Origin of the sequence: Rhodomicrobium lacus (genome assembly GCF_003992725.1) — a bacterium.
GTDB classification, from domain to species: Bacteria; Pseudomonadota; Alphaproteobacteria; order Rhizobiales; family Rhodomicrobiaceae; genus Rhodomicrobium; species Rhodomicrobium lacus.
The window spans coordinates 157,059-176,261 of sequence record NZ_RZNF01000012.1; the positions used below are offsets into that span (position 1 = coordinate 157,059).

12 protein-coding genes are annotated in these 19,203 nt (G+C 64.6%); 5 read left to right on the forward strand and 7 right to left on the reverse strand.

The window, feature by feature from the left end; translation table 11 throughout:
* Positions 1-29 precede the first annotated feature (29 nt).
* The 3 genes from EK416_RS10200 to EK416_RS10210 all read right to left on the reverse strand — a co-directional run bounded on the left by EK416_RS10200 (position 30) and on the right by EK416_RS10210 (position 9,590).
* On the reverse strand, positions 30-1,649 hold the full coding sequence (locus tag EK416_RS10200) for an OpgD/OpgG family glucan biosynthesis protein (RefSeq protein WP_127077391.1): 1,620 nt from the start codon (positions 1,647-1,649) through the stop codon (positions 30-32).
* Between the two features lie 362 nt (positions 1,650-2,011).
* Positions 2,012-4,093: a penicillin-binding protein 1C gene (gene pbpC / locus EK416_RS10205; protein WP_245434015.1), complete on the reverse strand. Its 2,082-nt coding sequence runs from the start codon at positions 4,091-4,093 to the stop codon at positions 2,012-2,014.
* A 163-nt stretch (positions 4,094-4,256) separates the two neighbouring features.
* Positions 4,257-9,590 carry an alpha-2-macroglobulin family protein gene (locus EK416_RS10210; protein ID WP_164729971.1) on the reverse strand — a complete coding sequence of 1,778 codons (5,334 nt, stop codon included), beginning with the start codon at positions 9,588-9,590 and terminating at the stop codon, positions 4,257-4,259.
* 246 nt (positions 9,591-9,836) lie between these two features.
* Between EK416_RS10210 and EK416_RS10215 the strand changes: the two genes are divergently transcribed.
* On the forward strand, positions 9,837-10,250 hold the full coding sequence (locus EK416_RS10215; RefSeq protein ID WP_127077394.1) for a hypothetical protein: 414 nt from the start codon (positions 9,837-9,839) through the stop codon (positions 10,248-10,250).
* A gap of 100 nt (positions 10,251-10,350) precedes the next feature.
* On the forward strand, positions 10,351-11,907 hold the full coding sequence (murJ, locus tag EK416_RS10220; protein WP_127077395.1) for a murein biosynthesis integral membrane protein MurJ: 1,557 nt from the start codon (positions 10,351-10,353) through the stop codon (positions 11,905-11,907).
* On the opposite strand, the gene EK416_RS10225 is transcribed toward murJ, so the two are convergent.
* Positions 11,838-12,653 (reverse strand): TetR family transcriptional regulator, encoded by an 816-nt coding sequence (locus EK416_RS10225; RefSeq protein WP_164729972.1) that lies wholly within the window; start codon positions 12,651-12,653, stop codon positions 11,838-11,840. The two genes, murJ and EK416_RS10225, sit on opposite strands and share 70 nt — an antisense overlap.
* A gap of 146 nt (positions 12,654-12,799) precedes the next feature.
* Here EK416_RS10225 and EK416_RS10230 point away from each other — a divergent pair, with 146 nt between their 5' ends.
* Positions 12,800-13,813 (forward strand): alpha/beta fold hydrolase, encoded by a 1,014-nt coding sequence (locus EK416_RS10230; protein ID WP_127077397.1) that lies wholly within the window; start codon positions 12,800-12,802, stop codon positions 13,811-13,813.
* Positions 13,814-13,832: 19 nt separating this feature from the next.
* On the opposite strand, the gene EK416_RS10235 is transcribed toward EK416_RS10230, so the two are convergent.
* A complete protein-coding gene (locus tag EK416_RS10235) occupies positions 13,833-15,089 on the reverse strand; it encodes an FAD-dependent monooxygenase (RefSeq protein ID WP_164729973.1) in 1,257 nt (418 codons plus the stop codon).
* Positions 15,090-15,176: 87 nt separating this feature from the next.
* Between EK416_RS10235 and tesB the strand changes: the two genes are divergently transcribed.
* A complete protein-coding gene (gene tesB / locus EK416_RS10240; protein WP_127077399.1) occupies positions 15,177-16,043 on the forward strand; it encodes an acyl-CoA thioesterase II in 867 nt (288 codons plus the stop codon).
* Between the two features lie 137 nt (positions 16,044-16,180).
* On the opposite strand, the gene EK416_RS10245 is transcribed toward tesB, so the two are convergent.
* Positions 16,181-17,209: a 5-oxoprolinase subunit C family protein gene (locus EK416_RS10245; RefSeq protein ID WP_164729974.1), complete on the reverse strand. Its 1,029-nt coding sequence runs from the start codon at positions 17,207-17,209 to the stop codon at positions 16,181-16,183.
* On the reverse strand, positions 17,206-17,961 hold the full coding sequence (gene pxpB, locus EK416_RS10250; RefSeq protein WP_164729975.1) for a 5-oxoprolinase subunit PxpB: 756 nt from the start codon (positions 17,959-17,961) through the stop codon (positions 17,206-17,208). Before pxpB ends, EK416_RS10245 begins: the two co-directional genes overlap by 4 nt.
* Positions 17,962-18,596: 635 nt before the next feature.
* Here pxpB and EK416_RS10255 point away from each other — a divergent pair.
* Positions 18,597-19,010 (forward strand): Ros/MucR family transcriptional regulator, encoded by a 414-nt coding sequence (locus EK416_RS10255; RefSeq protein WP_127079711.1) that lies wholly within the window; start codon positions 18,597-18,599, stop codon positions 19,008-19,010.
* Positions 19,011-19,203: the final 193 nt, after the last annotated feature.

Here is a 19,203-nt window from a genome sequence, read left to right on the forward strand (position 1 = left end):
GCCGCACGACCGCGGCCCGCCTCATGTCGTCAGTAGCCGAGCGGCCGCGCATCCGTCACGAACGGGTGATACTGATAGAGCCATGTCTCGCTCAGCACCTTGTCCCCCGCGCGCAGATAGAGACGGAGTTCAACCGGCTCGCGGCCATCGACGCTGAGGTCGAAATGCGTGCGCCAGTGCCCCGGCACGTCGTCGGGAACGGCCTCGGCGACCGTCGAGCGGATATTGCCGCGCGAGGCCCAGACGACCACTTCCGGCTTCACACCGTTTGGCAAGTCTTTTAGCGGGCCGCCGAGGAACTCCACCGTGAACTTGCGCACACCGTAGGGGCGGACCGTTCCGGGTTCGCCGCCCCGTCCGAACCGGGTCGCGACGCAGCGCGCGAGCGGCGTCGGATAGGGCTCGTCGGCGAGCCAGTGAATCCTGTAGGCAAGGTCGATGCGGTCGCCGGGTTCGGGCCGCTTTTCCGGGTTCCAGTAAACGACGATGTTGTCGTTGATCTCGTCGTCGGTCGGGATCTCGACCAACTGAACGGTGCCCTTGCCCCAGCCGTTGCCCTTTGGCTCGACCCATGTCGACGGGCGCTTTTCATAGCCCACGCCGTCCTGATAGTGATCGAAGACGCGGTCGCGCTGGAGCAGGCCGAAGCCGCGCGGGTGCTCGTCGGCAAAGCTCGAAATCGTGATATGCGAGGGATTGTTGAGGGGACGCCAGATGCGCTCGCCCTGCCCCGTCGCCAGCGAGAGCCCGTCGGAATCGTGCACTTCGGGCCGCCAGTCGATACCGGCAGGCTTCGCCTTCTCGCCATACCAGTACATGGAGGTGAGTGGAGCGAGGCCCAGCCGCTCCACCGCCTCGCGGAAGAACAGCGTCAGTTCGATGTCCATCACGACGCCGCTCGTGCGATGCAGGTCGAACTTGTATGCGCCGGAAACGCTCGGGCTGTTGAGCAGCGCATAAACGGTGACGGTGCGCGATGCAGGCGGTGCGGGGCTGAACCAGAAGGAGACGAAATCCGGGAACTCCTCGTGCCCCGAGCCGCCGGGCGACAGCGCAATACCGCGCGCGGACATGCCCACCTGTCCGAGTTCGCCCTTCGCACGAAAATAGGACGCTCCGAGGAACGTCACCCACGGTTCGGCCTTCTTCCAATCATCCTTGCCGTCTCGCGGCTCCATCACCCAGAAGCCCGCGAAGCAGGATGGCTCCGGTGCCAGACGCGCGGCCGGACTGTCCGGCGCGATGGTGAAATAGGCCGGATCATAGATGATTTCGCGGCTGACCGCTCCGCCCGCGTTCGGTTCGAGCGCGTGCATTCGGACCGTCTTCGGAAAGTAATAACCGACATGCTGGAACGTGATCGGGAACGCGGCGTCGTGGCCGTCGCCGTAAAGCGCGTATTCTTGCCTGTATTTGAGCTTCCCGTGCGCGTCGTAGTCGATGGCGGCAACGGTCGCGGGATCGGGGCGCGGAGGAGGCGCGTAGGGCGCTTTCGACAGAGCTTCCGCATGCGCCTTCAGCCAGTCGAAGGAAAACGGCTGCGGATCGCCGAAACGAAGGCCGGGCGCAGGCGTGCCGGCGAACGCGGGAAGCGCTGCGGCCGCCTGAGCCGCCAGCGCGAGTTTCATGAAACTGCGGCGATCGAGCATGGGAAAAGTGCCCCTGGTGAAATCCTCGGACGCGGGTCAGCCGCCCGCCTTGTGGCGATGTCTCTAGCGGGGCTTTCGGGAAATGGGAAGGCGCAATTTGCGATCAGGTTGTACGGCGTCCGTTCATCGTGTCGCGCGCGGGAGATCACCCGTGCTCATTTGCTCCTTCAGCCGACGCAGCAAGACGCTGCGGAGTGTCTATCAGCTTGTCTGCGTCGGATCGGGGTCCGATCTGACGCAGGATGATCCGGAGCCCGTTCCGACGCAGGTTGCAATCGCTCGGCAAAACGTCGGGGGGTATCGCTTCGAGGCGAGGCGCGTGTCATCGGAGCCGATCGAAGCCCCGCAAACCGGCTGCTCGCTCAACGCAGCCGAATTTGCGTTCGGTCGGACCGGCCTTCCGCGTCGACCACGGTTATCTGGACAAAGCCCGGTCCGCGCGGTTTGAGAAAGGCGTCGCGGCGATGCGGCGACGAGGCGAGCGGGGTGCCATCCACGAGCCAGGTCAGCGGCAACGCGCCGCCCTCTGCCTTCAAGGCCACCGGCAGCGGCTCCGCATTGCCATCGCCGCCTTCCATTTTCGCGAGTTCCACCTCTGCGTTCGGCGGCGGGAATGCGATATGAAGCGCCTGCTCCGCCGTTCCGCCCGAAGTCTCCTGCCGTTGCTCGCGGAAGACACGAAGCGGCGGCGGCAAATCGGCATTGCGGCGCGACCCGATGAGGTTCGGCGGCGGTGAACCGAAGGCCGCCCTGCGCGGACCGATGGCGGCGAACAGTTCGAACATGACCGGGGCCGCGACGCGCAAGCCCACGAGCCCGGGCGCGGCGCTGGCATCGGCACGCCCCGCCCACACGGCCACGGTATATTCGCCATCGTAGCCAGCCGCCCAGGCGTCCCGAAACCCGTATGAGGTGCCGGTCTTGAAGGCGACCTGCCCCGGCGTCACGTTTGGCGGCACCGGCGCGCCGCGCAGGATGTCCGTCACATACCAGACCGCCGCCGGCTGAAGCAGCGCGGGCGGCTCGCTCGCGCCCCAGACGGGGCCGCCCTCTTTCTCGTAGCGGATCGGGACTAGCGTCCCGCCGCGAGCGAGAGCCGCATAGAGTGTCGTCAGATTTTCGAGCGTAAGCCCCGCGCCGCCGAGCGCGACCGTAAGATTGCGGGGCATTGCGAAAGGCATGCCCACGTCGCGAAACCGCGCCGCGAGCCTGACCGGGCCGACCTCGTTCAGCACCTTCACCGCAGGAATGTTCAGCGAAAGCTGAAGCGCCGAACGCACCGTGACCGTGCCGTGAAAGACGTTGTCGAAATTCACGGGCGCGTAGGTGTCGAAACGGACGGGGCGGTCGTCGATCAGCGTTTCGGGATGCGCGATGCCCTCCTCGAAGGCGAGGCCGTAGATGAACGGCTTCAGCGCAGAGCCCGGCGAACGGATCGCGCCCGTCATGTCGATGGCGCCGAGGCGGTCGCCGTCGAAATAGCCCGCCGAGCCGACATGCGCCAGCACCTCCCCGGTCCGGTTTCTGACGATGAGAGCGGCGACGGAAATCTTCTCGCCGAAGGCTTCCGCGTTTCGCCTGGCGATGGCCTCTGCCTGTTCCTGGAGACCGCGGTCGATGGTGGTGGCGATGACCGGCACACCGGGATGCCTTGCGATCAGCCGTTCCGACAGATGCGGGGCAAGCGCCCGGAAATCGAAGCGGCCGCGCGGTGCGACGCTGGCGATGGCCGCACGCGCATCCGCCTCCTGGATGATGCCCGCTGCCGCCGCCCGGCGGATGACCCGGTTGCGCCCCGCGACGAGCGACGCATAGCCGCGATCCGGGCGGCGTGTCTCGGGGGATTGCGGGATCGCGACGAGCAGCGCCGCTTCCGCGATGGAAAGGCGATGAGGCTCCTTGCCGAAATAGGCGAGCGAAGCGGCACGGACACCTTCGAGGTTGCCGCCGTAAGGCGCAAGCTTCAGGTAAAGCGCGAGGATTTCATCCTTGGAAAGCGCCCATTCCAGACGGATGGCGTCGGCGATCTGCTGAAACTTCGCCGGGATCGACCGCGTGGGCGAGCCTCGCAGGAGCCGGGCGACCTGCATGGTCAGCGTCGATCCGCCCGAGATCGCCTTGCCGTGACGCGTGGCCTGAAGCGCGGCGCGACCGAATGCGAACGGATCGACACCGTAATGGGTGTTGAAGCGCTTGTCCTCGAACGCGAACAGCAGGTTGAGATAGGTGGGACTGACATCCTCGCGGCGGGCGTCGAGGCGCCAGCGGCCCTCGGGCGTGGTGAAGGCGCGCAGCAGGCGTCCGTCGCGGTCGAGCACGAGGCGGGAGGAGGACGCGGCTGCATCGAGCGGCAGCGGCTCGAAGAGCTTCAAGGCATAAGCGGAAACGGCGATAAGTCCTACAAAAAGGGCGGCCGCGAGCCAAACTCTTCTTTTCCGCATCATGCCACGCAACACCATCGATCAAATCACATCCGAAACGCCACCTTCACGGGCGGGTTCCTTCAAATGAGAAATAAATGCCGAACCCGTCCCAAGGCTTATTTGGCAACGCCATCGTTCAAAAAATGTTCAGGGCGGCGCGAGGGTGCGCCGCCCCTCCTCATCCTCATTGCGCGGCGCCGATTTCCACTTTCGCGCCGGACGTCCGCGCGAACCGGTCGGGGCGATACATGTCTTCCACGCGCGCCCCGGCATGCGTATATGCGCCGGGCGTAACCGCGCGCATCACATAGGCCATGGTGAGCTGCGCGGGCTGCTTGCGGCTTGCATCCGTCAGCGAATAGGCTGCCACGAAGCGGTCGTCCCGGAAGGATGTGAAGGCGGGCGTCCAGGTCGTTGGCAGCCAGGAGAACGCCTTGAGGTCGCTGCCTTTAAGAAGCGCCGGGTTTTCGATGTCGAAGCCTGCGGGCAGACGGTCTTCAACGACGATCTGGCCGGTCTTAGCCTCCACCTCCGTCACCCTCAGCACCACGACGACGCGGTCGTTCTGCTTCAGCTTGTCGAAGGCGATTTCCTTTCCGTCGGGCGCGTAAGTCTTGCGCTCGATCTTGAAGCCGCTCTCGGCGGAGGGCTCCGGTTCGAGGCCCTCGCCGGTGATGAGCACGGACGCGGGGACCGCTTCAGTTCCGGCATTCTTCACGACGAGCCCTTCGGCCGCGAACTGCGCGCGCGTCAGCGCCGTCTCGAACTGCGCGGCCGAAGCGTTCGGCAAGATCGCGCTGACATTGGTGACGGCGATACGGTCGCCCTTGAAGTCGCTGCCCGCAAGCACCGTCTGGAACGAGCCCTTCACAGGCTGGCCGTTCACTTCAAGCGCCAGATCCTTGTTCTGCGCGTCAAGCGTGCGCGCGGCGAGAAGCAGCCACAGGCTTTCCTGCGTGGTCGTCTCCTTCTGTTGGGCGCGAAGCCGCGTGACCTGATCGAACGCCTTCTGAAGCTGCGGCGTCGCGGCGTTGCTTTCGCCCATGAGCGCCAGAACCGCCGCCGCGTCGCGAAGCTCGGTGCCGTAGTCGGCGCGGGCCGAAAGCGGCACGTTCGGATCTTTCTTCGAGATGGAACGAAGCGCGGATTCGAAGGTGAGGGCGGCGCGTTCGCGGTCGCCCATCATGGCAAGCGCGGCGGCAAGCTGGGCGCGGGCGATCGGCGTCGAAAAGGCGTCGATCTTGGTGTCGGCGTAATAGCGGAGGTCGCCGAGCACGCCACGCCCCGAGCGCGCCAGCACATAGAGCGCGTACGCAAGATCCTCGCCGCCCTTCTTGAAATCGCCCGCATTGTTGACGGCATTCCTGAGCCGGTCGAGCGCGAGGACGTAATTGCCGTCGCGCACCGCGTAGCCTTTTTCCTTGGCGCGGGTCAGGAACTCGGCGACATAGGCGGTCAGCCAGATGTCCTCGCCACCCGGTCCCCAGAGGCCGAACGCGCCGTTCGAGCCCTGCATTTCGTAGAGGCGCGCGATGGCCTTTTCAATGGCTGCCTTCGCCTTCGGCTCCTTCGAGACGCGGGCGCGCGAGGCGACCTCATCATAATAGAGAAGCGGAAGTGCGCGGCTCGTGGTCTGCTCGGCGCAGCCATAGGGGTAGCGGTCGAGGCCGAGAAGCAGGCCCGGCACGTCGAACGAGGCGGTGCGGCTCGCGGTAAGCGAGATGCGCGAGGTCGCGGGCACGAGGTCGGCCACGAGTTCCGGGCCGACACGCAGCGAACCCGTGTTGGCCGCGAGCGTCACCGTGGAGCGGCGGCGCACGTTCGGCGCGGGCGGCTCGACGGGTATGGCATAGGTGCGCTCGATGGCGACATTGCCGGGACCGGTGAGCGAGAAGCTGACGCTGCCGTCGCCGACAGACGCGGCGCGCAGCGGAATGACCGCCGAAACGCGCTTTTCAGGATTGAGTTGGAGCGTGCGTTCGCCATCGCCTTCCACCTCGACACCGCCCTCGCCTTTCACCGCGAGCCGATAGGCCCCGGCGGGCGCTTCGACGTTCTCGATGGAAAGATGGAGGTTCGAGCGGTCGCCGAGCAGCAGATATTTCGGCGTGGTCGCCTGCGCGACGACCGTATCGCGCACGATGATATCCTTCTCGCCCGTCCCGAGCTTCGTCGGCGACCAGGCTTGCGCGGAAAGCCGCACCGTGCCGTTGAACGCGGGTAGCTCGAACGTGACCTGCGCCTTTCCGTCCGCCCCGACCTTGACCGGGCCGGAATAGACCGCGAGAGGCGTTTCAGCGAGCGGGCGGCCGTTCATGTCGAGGCCGCCCTCGTCGCCGCCGGAGCGGACCTGACCGCGCACGCCCTGCATGCCGTCGATGAGCTTGCCGTAGAGATCGCGCATTTCGAGGCCGAGGCGGCGCTGGCCGAAGTAATAGGCGGCGGGCTGCGGCGTCTTGTAACGCGTGATGTTGAGGATGCCGAGATCGACGCCCGAGACGACGAGCGTGGCGTTTTCGCCTGCGTCGAGGCCGGAGACGGACGCCGTGACGGTGACGGGACCGGCGGGGCGCACGGCTGGAGGCGTATCGAGGGCGACGGAAAGCGTGCGCGGCTTCGTGTCGAGCGCGACCCACTTCACGCCGACCGCGCGGCTCGGCATGCGCTTCGCTGCGCTGTCCGTCGGCCGGTAAAGGATCGCCGTCGCATAGGCGCCCGGTCCCCATGCGGGATCGACCTTGAACGTGGCGGAGCCACCCGACGCGGCAACGTCGACGAACTGGGTCGCGAGCACCTTGTCGCTGACGATGGCCACGAGCGCCTTGCCCGCCATGCGCGGCAGAATCGAAACCTTGATGTCGTCGCCGGGGCCATAGGACGCCTTGTCGAGCGCGAGGTTCAGGATTTCCGGCGTATCGGAGGTTTCGGATACGTACCAGCCCGCCGAGAAGGTGGCGCTTGTAGCCGGGCCTTTCGCATCGGTGGACGCGATATCGAGGCGATAATTGCCGGGCTTCACGGGCGCGGAGATTTTGGCCGTGCCGCTTGCGGGCGTATCCAGCGTGCCGCCCGCGACTCGGCTTTCATAGGTGACGAGTTCGTAGGACCAGCGGTTGTCGCGGTTATACCATTGGAACTGGTTTTCGACGCGCAGGAGATCCCATTTCAGGCCCTTGATTTCGGCCTGCTTGCCGTCCGCGCTGATGCCGACCACCTCGAACGCGGCCTCGTCGCCATCAGGCACGGAGCCCTGGAACAGCGGCTTCACGCCGACGAAGCTCTTGCCGGTATCGACCTTGAGGCCGATGCGGTCGGTCAGCGCCCTGCCCGATGGTTCGCGCAGGCGCACGGTGATGTCCGCCGACAGCGGTTTCGTCGTTTGCGGCAATTCCGGCAGCGCGATGGAGAGTTTCGCCGCGCCTTGCGCATCGGTCGTCGGCAGACCGTCGAGCGCCGTGCGAACCGTGGTGAACTTCTCGCTCTCAAGCCCGACGCGGAAGCCGGGGAAGCCCGTCACTTCGCTTGCGGCAGAAACCGCGATTTCGCCTTCGAGGCCGAGATTGGAGGCCGGCGCGCCGTAGAGATAGCGGCCATCGAGCGCGATCACGCCGGGCTTTGCCGCCGAGATGAGCGGCTGTTCCGCCTTGAGCTTCATCTCAAGACGCTCGGGCACATAATCTTCCACGAGAAACGTCTTCTCGTAAAGCGAGGGCGCTTTCGGATCGACATAGGCCGCGACGCGCCACGATCCGGTCATCGCTGTCTCTGGCAGCGCGATCTGCCAGCTTCGCCCGCCATTGCCCTGATCGGCGAGCGTTTCGCGGCGATCTTCCACGCCATCGGGGCGGAAAAGTTTCAGGATGAGCGGCGTCGAAGGCGCGGCATTTGCCGCCTGATCGCGCAGCAACGCCGTGACATACACCGTTTCGCCCGAACGATAGACGCCGCGCTCGGTGAACACGAACGCGTCGAGCGGACCGGGAGGCGTGCGGCCCCCGACGCCGCGGTCGGAGAGGTCGAACGCCTGCTTGGTGACGTCGAGGAAGCCGTAATCCCTGTCGGCGCCGCGTGCGATCACGAGCGCGGGCGCGAGCCCGCCGGCACCTTTGGCGAGGCCCGCGTCGAACACCGCTTCGCCATTGACGTCGGTGTTCTGCGTGCCGAGCACTTCATTATTTCGCGCGACGAGCCGGATTTCCGCCCCTTCGACAGGCGCAGCGGAACCGAGCGAGCGGACATAGACGTGGACGCCATCCGCGCCGGCAAACGCGGTCAGGCCGAGGTCGGACACCACGAACCATTGCGTGGACTTCGTGGAATAATCTTCCGAGGCGTCGGCGCTGTCGGCATCGACCTTGGCGGCTTCTTCGGCGGAGGACGCCGCGATGACATAAAGGCCGGGCTTCAGATTCGGCAAAAGCGTGTCGACCGGAAACGCTGTCGTTACTTCCTCGTTCGGTTTCAGTTCGACCGGCATCTCACCCGACCAGAGCTTTTCGCCCTTGGTGTTCGCGATCTGGTTCAGTTGGTAGCCTTCGAGCGAAGACTGGAAATTGCCGTCGAGCACTTCATCCGCGAGGCGGCGGTCGCCGATGCGGTAGATCGAGGCCTTCACGAGCTTCGTATTGATGCTGACGACGGGAATGCCCTGCTGCCCCGTGCGCGGAAGCACGTAATTGCGGCCCGACAGGCGAACGGAGGGGGAGCGGTCGCGGATGTAGACCGTGAGATCGACGGGCATCGGCAGCAGATCGTCCTCCGTGGACGGAATGCCGCTCCTGACCTTCACTTCGTAGCGCTTGCCGTGCTGAAGCTCTTCGACGCAAAGCTGCTGACCGTCGACGCGCACGGAGCCGGGCTTCGCATTGTTGACGGTCACGTAATTCGTGTAATCGACGCGGCCCTTGGCGAGCGTGTCGGAGAATTGCACGCAGATGCGCGGTGCGTTCGACTCATTATCGGCCGTGTAGTCGAGCATGCGGAAGCCGTGCTCGTTGAAGGCTTCGTCATAAGCCGTCTGCACATCCGGGTTCGCGTCGAGGCCGAGGCTAAGCTTGTAGACGCGCAGCGCGGGGCGCCACTGTTCGCGAGCGGCGAGGCTTTCAGCCAGCACCGCGAGCGCCGCGGCCTTGGCGGCGGGCGTCGCCGCGCGGGCATAGGCGATGTAGGCCGACGACCCCGCGTTGCGGGCGAACGCGATCTTCTCGCCGTATTTTTCCGTCTCGATGGCGAGATAGGCGCGGGCAAGTTGCAGCCACGTATCGGCGTTCTTGCGGTCGAGGAGCGCGGAGGAGGCGAAATAGCCCGTGGCCGCGCGCGGATCGCTGGCGGCGATCGCTTTCGCGCCCTCGGCCTTCCAGCCTCTGGCATCTTTACCCTTGGTCGGCCATGTCGCGGTGAGCGTGTTTTCGAAAGCTTCGGACTCGCGGACGACGGAGTCGTCTATGGGAGATCGAGGCTCGGCGCCTGAAGCCGCGACGGTGCTGAAAGTGATGAAACAAGCGAGCAAAACACGCATCAAATACATCGCGCGACCTCAAGGACATCGGATACAACTTTAGATCGGGACTGATGCCGCGAAATTTGGGCTTGGGCAAGGCCGAAACAGTAAAGAAGATAGGCGCGACGATCCGGCTTTACTGACGTTTTTGTGAATGCGCGCCACAACGAACTTGGGTTGCGCCTTACATCCTTGAAGCTCCCACGAAATCGCCCAAAAGCGCCCTCAAGGCTTAAGCACCCTCAGAACAGACCCGGTTAGCCGATGAAGCCCAGCCTTTTTCTCCTCGTCGCGACAGCGATACTCGCAGCGCCGGCCTCGCGGGCCTTCGCGCAGGTCGCGGATTCCATCGGCTATATCGCGACCGCACCGATTTCCGGGCTTCCGAAGGGCCCCTTCAGCAGCTGGAGCGACGCCGAGAGGGGCGCCGCCTTGAAGCGCATCGGCGGCTTCTGCCAGTTCCTCTGCGTCGACTCCTTCGGCAACACGGCCTTTCCCAACATCGCCGCCGCCGCGCGCGCCCGCGCCGAGGCGAAGCTGTGCCTTCAGGCTTGCGTCGTGGGGCATCTGCCGGCGGATTATCCCAATCGCGACACCATGAAGCAGGATCTTCGCGCGGCCTACGAGACGGCGCGCAGGCAGGGCTCGCCAGTCGCCTGGCCCCTGCCAAAGGAATGAGCTGGCCGCAACACGACAACGCTCCGGCGCCGAAAAGCCCGCGCTTGCTTCCGGGGGAATCGTCGCCCATAGCTTTGCAAACGCACACTCCCGGTTGTAAATGAGCCTTTATCGCGGTTTCCTGACTGTAGGCGGTTTGACGGCCGTTAGCCGCGTGTTCGGCTTCGTGCGCGACGTGCTGCTCGCCGCCGTGATGGGCACCGGCTGGGTGGCGGACGCGTTCTTCGTATCATTCCGCTTCCCGAACCTGTTTCGCGCGCTGTTTGCCGAGGGTGCGTTCAACTCCGCCTTTGTCCCGCTTTTCACGAAGCGGCTTCGCGCGGAGGGCGACGCGCGCGCCCGCGAATTCGCGGAGGAAGCGCTCTCCATTCTCCTCGTCGGCGTGACGGCGACCGTGATCCTGGCCGAGATCTTCATGCCGTATCTCGTCCGCGCCATCGCGCCTGGCTTCAGCGACGATCCGAAGAAGTTCGAACTCGCGGTGCTGCTCACGCGCATCACCTTCCCTTACCTCGTATGCATGTCGCTCGTGGCGCTGGCCGCGGGCGTGCTCAACGCGCATCAGAAGTTCCGCGCGCCAGCCGCGACCCCGATCCTTCTCAATCTCGTGCTGATCGCGGTAACGCTGTTCGCGGCGGCGAGCGGCTTTCGCGACCAACCCGAAGCTGGCATCATTCAGGCGTGGGGCGTCGCCATCGCCGGTTTCGCGCAGCTTCTGTTCGTGGCCTGGGCCGCGCGCGGACTTGGCATGGACCTGCGCTTCCGCCTGCCCCGCCTCACGCCGGACATGCGCCGCCTCGTGAAGCTCGCGGTGCCGGGCCTTATCACCGGCGGCATCAATCAGGTGAATATCTTCATCGGCACGATGATCGCGTCGCTGCAGGCGAGCGCCGTGTCCTTTCTTTATTATGCGGATCGCGTGATGCAGCTTCCGCTCGGCATGGTGGGCATCGCCATCGGCGTCGTGCTGCTGCCGACGCTCACCCGCCACCTCGCAGACGCCGACGAAACCGCAGCGCTCGCGAGCCAGAACCGCAGCCTCGAATTCGCGCTGCTGCTCACGCTGCCCGCTTCCGTTGCGCTGATTGTGATCCCCGATCCGATCATTCAGGTGCTGTTCCAGCGCGGAAGCTTCACGGCGGAGGCGACGCGGCAGGTTTCGCTCGCGCTCGCGGCCTACGCGGCGGGGCTGACAGCCTTCGTCGCCACGAAGGTATTCCTGCCCGGCTTCTTCGCCCGTGAGGATACAGCCACGCCGATGCGCTTCGTCGCTGCGTCCGTCGCGGTGAATATCGGCGGCTCGCTCCTGATGTTTCCGTTCATCGGCCATGTCGGCATCGCCATCGCGACGAGCCTTTCCGGCTGGACAAACGCGCTGCTCCTCATGATCACGCTGATGCGGCGCGGCCATTTCCGTTTCGATGCGGCGCTGAAGCGCCGCGCACCCCGCATCGTCGGCGCCAGTGTGGCGATGGGGGCGGCGCTTTACGGGCTCGAAGCGGCATTGACGCCCTATTTCGCCGGCGACCGCTCGACCATGACGCAGGCGGGTGCGATGCTGCTGCTCGTCACCGCTGGCGGCGCGGTTTATACGGCCGTGATATTCGCATCCGGCGCCGTGAGGCTGTCCGCGCTGAGACGGGTCAGGCGTGCCTGATTATAGCGGCCGTCCGACTGGGCCACCTCGATCAGGCTTGAAAGCCTCTCCTGATCGGTAACCTCCAACGCGATCACCCCGGCGCTGAGCCGGATCATCTGGCGAATTGCGGTCGCTTTCACCTCGTCGCGCCGCTCGGGCATGTCGATATATTCGGCCGAAAGCGGCAGATGCTGCCTTATGACGTTCGCCGCGATATCGGCAACGGCGGCATCGCTCACAGCCGGAATGAGGTTGTAGCGGCGAATATCATCATAGAGGTCGAGGGCCATGTTGTTGATCTCTTCCCTAAGTCGCCGCCTCTGGTCCGGCGACGGTCCGATCGAGACACTCCCCGCGATGATGAAAGACCCTGGCTTCTCGGCCACGTAGTCGAAGAAACTTTCCATCGTGCCGCGCACCACGATGCTCGCCCGGATCAACGCCAGCTTCCACTCATCCTCTTCAGACCTCACGGGAACGCGGGCCATGGCATCGTCCGCCGCCTGCTTGCGAAACGCGGACAGTTTCGGCCGCCAGTCGCGCAGCGTGCTTTCAAGCGCCGTGTAGCAGAGTTCGTCGAAGCACGAAAAATGCCGGTAAAGGGCGTTCGGCGTCAGTTGCGCCTCCCGACAAACCTCGCGAAGCCCCATGGCTGCGAAGCCGCGTTTTTCCGCCGCCAGTTTGATTGCCGCATCGATCAGAAGCGCTTTTCCACGAGGGTATCCAGCTACCGCGTCAGCCGCACCCCGCGTCCCCGCCCTCATTGCCATTTCCCCCATGCGCGCCCTCTTTACTTATATTTGTTGAAAATTGTTCGATCGGGTTAACCGGCGAAAAGTGACGGCGAGCCCTTTTGTTCCGCCGGAGAACGCCCGACTTATATAAAAAACCAATCGAGGGCTCGGCGGCGATGAACTCTTTCACGTCTGAACACGCGTCCGATGACGGACAATCCGCCATCTTCGAACATGCGGCCGCCGAATATCTGAATAAAGCGGCAAGCGTCGATCCCGCGCTGCTGCGGGAATGGCGGCAGCCGGGCGGCTTTTATCGCCGCGTCCGCCGCGCTATCGGCTTCCTGCCCGGAATTCGCCGGAAAACGGCGAATGTCGATGGTCACGACCTTCGCTACTGGGACGCCGGTCCCATGAACAAACCCGCCGCCGTGCTTCTTCACGGCTTTTCGGCCTCCAAGGAAAACTGGCTCAACGCCGTCTTCTTTCTTGCGCGGTCGCATCGCCTTCTCGTTCCGGACATTCCAGGCTTCGGCGAAAGCAGCTTCGTGCCGGACGCCGACTATGGTCTCGACGCGCAGGCCGCGCGCCTCAAGGCATGGTTCGCGCAGACGGGCGCGCCGAAGGCGCACTGGGTCGGCAGTTCAATGGGCGGGGCGCTCGCGGGGCTCATCGCGGCGACAAGTCCGGGCCTCGTGCGAAGCCTTATCCTGATGGACAGCGCGGGCGTCGCGGGCGAAGGGCTAAGCCCGTTCGAGGCGGGCCTGCTCGACGGCCAGAACGGCCTCATCGCCGAGAAGCCCGAGGACATGGAAGCGATCTTCCGGCTTCTTTCCGGCCGGAACGGCGGCAGTCTCCAGAATTCCATCCTGGCGGCGCTCGTGGCGCGGGACCAGATAGCCCGCGCACCCGTCTACCGTCACCTTTTCCGCGAGATGATCCTGTCGCCGGAGCTTCCCGCCACCCAATGGGCACCGAAAATCGCAGCGCCAACGCTCGTTGTTTGGGGCGACGCCGACAAGATCCTCGACCCGGCGGAAGCCGGCGTCCTCGCCAGCCTCATTCCCGGCAGCGAAATCCTGATGATGAAGGATGTCGGCCATCTGCCGATGCTGGAAGCACCCGCGCGAACGGCGGCACTGCTCAAACTGTTCTGGTCCCGCATTGAAAGCTCGGACGACGCAAAATAGGCGGATGGCGCGCGCCAGCTTACAGCGCCTCGCCGCGCAAAAGTTTCGGCACGTCGCCGGTGCGGCCAGCCGCTTCATTCATGAACAGCGTCTTCAGCCGCCCGATACCGTCGACCGTGCGAAGCGCCGCGTTGCGCAGCATGCGAAGCCCGGTCCAGTCGTTCGAGAAGAACGCATTGAGCGCCGCGCCCGAGAATGCGGAAGTGACGACATCGAAACGCCGCCAGCGCTCGTAGCGACGCAGGATTGCGATATCGCCGACATCGAGGCCCAGACGCGCCGCGTCGACGAGGGTTTCGGCGAGCGCCGCGACATCTTTCAGTCCGTGGTTAAGCCCCTGTCCCGCGATCCAGTTCAACCCGTGCGCGGCATCGCCGACGAGCGCGAAGCGCGGTCGCACGAAATCGCGCGCCAGCACCATCGACAAAGGAAACGCCTGCGGGATCGACAGCAGCGTCAGCGCGCCGAGTTCCGGGCCAAAACGCTGCGACAGCTCGGCCAGCACGGTCTCGCGATCCTGCGCAAGGATGCGCCGGGCGACGGCCGCATACTCGGTCCACACAACGGACGCGCGATTGCCGCCATCCGGCCCCGGCGTCATCGGCAAAATCGCGAACGGTCCCGCAGGCAGGAAATGCTGCCACGCCGTGCCATTGTGAGGCCGTTCGATGCCGACGGTGGCCACGATGCCGACCTTGTCCGATGGCCAGCTTTGCGTCCGAATGCCGATCATCTCGCGTAAAGCCGAGTTGCGCCCGTCCGCCGCAACGAGAAGCTTCGCCGAGAGCACAGCCCCGGAGCGCAGCGCGATGGACACGTCCTCATCGCGCGTCTCGAAACGGTCGATGGCGTCCGGCGCGAAGAGAGACACGTTCGGCAAGCCGTCGAGCGAGGCGAGAAGCGCGGGCAGAAGCGCCGCGTTCTCGATGACGTAGGCGGTCGGCTCGCCCGTGGGGGTATCCGCCGCGTCGAGGCCGATAAGGCCGGGACGCACGGGCGATTCGAGCGGTGAATCGGTCAGGACGATGCGGCGCACCGGCTCGGCCCTGTCGGCGATGCGTTCCCATATGCCGATTGCCTGGAGCATCGCCCTTGCTGTAGCCGTGAGCGCGACGGTGCGCGGGTCGGCGGTGGCGGCGGCGAGCGTGCGTTGCTCGATGACCGCGATGGCGAACGCGCCGGGCGCCGACGTTTCAAGCGCACGGGCCAGCGCGAGCCCGACAAAACTGCCGCCGCTGATGACGATGTCGAACCGGCTCTTCTGAATATCGTTCACGGCCACCTCGCGTCAGGCTTCCGACTAACTTGACAGATTTCGAAGGAGAACCGTTATCTCGGATGGAGAAGCTTAGGAAGGGCACCCATGCCGGCGGTCGATCAACTTCTGTCGATACTCGATCTTGAACAACTGGAACACAATCTGTTCCGTGGACGAAGCCCGCAAAACGGCTGGCAGCGCGTTTTCGGCGGTCAGGTGGTCGGGCAGGCGCTCACCGCCGCCTATCGCACGGTCGAGGATCAGGATCGCGTGGCCCATTCGCTGCATGCCTATTTCCTGCTCGGCGGCGACCCGAAAGTGCCGATCATCTACCACGTCGACCGCATCCGCGACGGCGGCAGCTTTACGACGCGTCGCGTGACGGCCATTCAGCACGGGCGGCCGATCTACACGATGGCCGTCTCGTTCCACGCACCCGAGACGGGCTTCGAGCATCAGATCGAGATGCCGAAAGTCGCCCAGCCGGAAGAGCTGCCGTCGGAAGAAGAGTTAAAGGCGCGCCTGCTGCCGATTCTGCCGGACGTCATGCGCCTTTACTGGGAGCGCGACCGGCCCATCGAACTGCGGCCCGTGGATCTCTCGCGCTTCTTCTGCAAGGAGAAGCTCGAACCGAAGCAATATATCTGGTTCCGCGCGAACGGCGCGCTGCCCGACAATTTCCGGCTGCATCAATGCGTGCTGGCCTATGCGTCGGATTTTTCCCTGCTCGACACCGCGCTCGTCGCGCATGGCCGCTCGCTGTTCGAGCCGGACCTGATGCTTGCGAGCCTCGACCATGCGGTGTGGTTCCATCGCCCGTTCAAGGCGGACGAGTGGCTGCTTTATGCGATGGACAGCCCAAGCGCTCAGGCCGCGCGCGGCTTCTGCCGGGGCAGCATCTTCTCGCGCGACGGGACGCTCGTGGCATCGGTGGCGCAGGAAGGGCTGATCCGAGAAAAGGCCGCGAAGTAGGCGGCGGCGCTGCCGTCTCGCGACTTCGCCGCGCATCGAGTGTCCCGAAAGCCGCGCACACGCGCCGCCGCGAGGCTGAAGGGGGCCGACGCGGCTTTCCGACACAACCGCGAAAAAACAGAAAGATAGTGCGCGCTCTACATCTCGCCCGCCGTCACGCCGCCGATGAGGTTTTCGCCGAGAAGGCGTTCGGAGGTGAGGGCGTCTTGTGGCGCCGCGCGAAGGCGCGACGGCAGCGCGGCCAGCCACTCGGCCCGCGCCTTGAGCGCCGCAAGCGCCTCTTCGCGTCCAACCTCGATGAAACGCACCGCCATGCCCGGCGCGAGCCGCCCAGCCGCCGCGATATCGGCGCCGATCACGGTCGCGATGCGCGGATAGCCGCCCGTCGTCTGCCGGTCCGCCAGCAAGAGGATCGGCTGCCCGTCCGGCGGAACCTGAAGCGCGCCCGCAGTCGTGCCTTGCGACGGGATCTCCCCGGAATTGAGCCGGTCGAGCGCTTCCCCCTTGAAGCGCAGCCCCATGCGGTCGGAAGCGGGCGAAACGGTGTAAGGAGCGCCTGCCAGAGCCTCGAACGCGCGCTCCGTGAAATAATCCGCATTCGGCCCACGCATCACGCGAATGCTCTTCGGCGCTTCGAAGCTCGCGTCGAGAAGAAGCGTCGGCGCGACGGGGGCGGCCTTACGCAAGAGCGGTATCGCATCGCCCACCCGAAGCGTGCGGCCTTCGATGCCGCCGAGGCTGGCGCGCGCGTAGGTCGAGCGGCTGCCAAGCACGGGGGGAATGTCGAAACCGCCCGCCGCCGCGATGTAATAAACCGCTCCGTTCTTCGGTGGCGGAAATCGCAAGACGTCGCCCCTATGCACCGTGACGCCGCGGAGCGGGCTCGCTGAAAGCACCGCCCCTGCACCCTCGATACGGAACGGCGCGGCGCAGCCCGCCAAGGCCAGCGTCGCGCTCTCGGCATCGACGCGCAGGCGAAGCCCCGCGCCCATCGCCTCGATCGTGGCGGAGCCGGGCGCATTGCCAACGAGGATATTGGCTGCCGCTAGCGCTTCCGGATCGAGAGCGCCCGACACCGGAACGCCGAAACGCTGCCAGCCCACGCGCCCGCGATCCTGGATGGTCGCAGCGAAGCCGGGGTCGAGAATTGTCAGCGCTGGCCTCAAACTGCGGCCTCCGGAGCGGGCACCCATCCCTCGGCGACGCGAGCGCGCAGCGCTTCCGCCTGCTGCGCGTCGACCGCCTCGAAGCGGACGCGGTCGCCGGGCGCGAAAAGCGGCTCCTCCTGCCGGGACACATCCCACATGGGCACGGGTGTCCACCCGATGAGGTGCCAGCCGCCGGGGCTTTCGAGCGGATAGATTGCCGTCATGCCGGACGCGATGGCGATGGACCCGGCCGGAACGCGTGGGCGCGGCGTAGCCCTGCGCGGCAGGCGCAGCCGCTCGGGGAGTTCGACAAGATAGGCGAAGCCGGGAAGGAACCCGAGCATCGAAACGACATAAGTCTGGCTCGCGTGAAGAACGGCGGCCTCGGCCTCCGAAACCCCGGCCTCGCGGGCGACATCGCCAAGGTCCGGACCCGAAGCGCCACCATAAACGCAGGGAATCGTCCAAAGACGGCCGCCAGCGCTTGTTCCGGGTGGCATCGCGCACGCCGATTCGATTGCCGCGACGAGGCTTTCCCTCGACAGCACAAGAGGATCATAGGAAATCGTGAGAGAAGACGCCGCCGGTATGCTTTCCACATAGCCTTCGAGATGGCTGCCATGCAGCCTCTGCGAGATTTGAAGGATGGCAAGACTGATCGATTTGCTGTAGCCGACATCAAACTCCACGAGGACGGCGCTTTCGCCGCAGTCGTATACCTTCGGAGTCAAGGAAGATGGGGGGGCGGCGGCTCCGTCTTCTGATGGCATACGGTCATCCCCTTGATTTGAAGCAGGCGGAGCAAACGCCGGACCGGAAGCTATGACCGTGTGCGCAATCCGCGACGACATAACCGCGTTTCGCAAAAAACCTTGATGAAATTAGGTCCACCCCGAAGGCAATACAAGCGCATCTCGCCAATCAAATGAACTTAACCCTCAACGTAGCGGTCGCTACCCGAAGCAAGCGGCCAATATAGCGCCTCAGCTCTCAGGTTGCGGTCTGTATCTTTTGCGCAACTGCACAAACGTTTTCCGCGCGCAGGCGCAGTCGAATCGCGGAGCCTATGATTTCCGCCGAGTTACCGCTGCGACATTGCGTACACGCGAAGCAGAGTTTCCACGACGACAAAAACGGGCCTGTTTTCCGAAAGAAGCGCTCAATCCGCGTACAAATTTGAGACCAGAATCCTTGAATGAAATCTTGAGTGGTTCCGGTGGTATGATATATAGCATGTATTCCGTCCAAATACGAAAGGCAGACGATTGTGAAACAAGCAAATAAGGTCAAGGATCTCGGCACAAAGCGTAAATCCGAGCCGCGCTGGCTTGACAAAGCGGAAATCCAGAGCAATCCATACAAAGGATTGGAGAGTGCAGCTCAAGGCCGAACCAGGAGCCCGCAAATGCTTGATGAGACGTTTGAGAATAATGAACTGGTCGAATTCACGACCCAAATCGTTTCTGCCTATGTTAGCAATAACGCAGTCGTTGCGGGTGACTTGCCCAGCCTTATCGGCGAGGTTCATTCGGCCCTTACTCGCGCCTCATCGAATGTCGTTGCAGTACCGAAGGAAGAGCTGAAGCCGGCTGTCGCCGTGAAGAAATCGTTGACGCCCGACTACATCATCTGCCTCGAAGATGGCAAGAAGTTTAAATCGCTGAAGCGGCACCTGCGCACGCATTATAATATGTCGCCCGAAGAATATCGGGAAAAATGGGGTCTGGAACCGAATTATCCGATGGTTGCCCCGAAATACGCCGAAGCTCGCTCCAATCTTGCCAAGAAAATGGGCCTCGGTCAGCGCAAGGGCCGCTAGAGCGCCCTTTCACATAGAATCTTCCTCCTTCGAGACCTGTTGTCGCCGCTGCTCCGCCCCTCGATCACGTGTTCTTCGATTTGAGGGGCGCAGTCCGGCTCGAATGACTTGCACTGCAACATGCAAATCACCGATAGTTCGCGAAACATGGTGGTCGGCGCTGGTGGCGGACCTGCGCGCGGACATCGGAGGG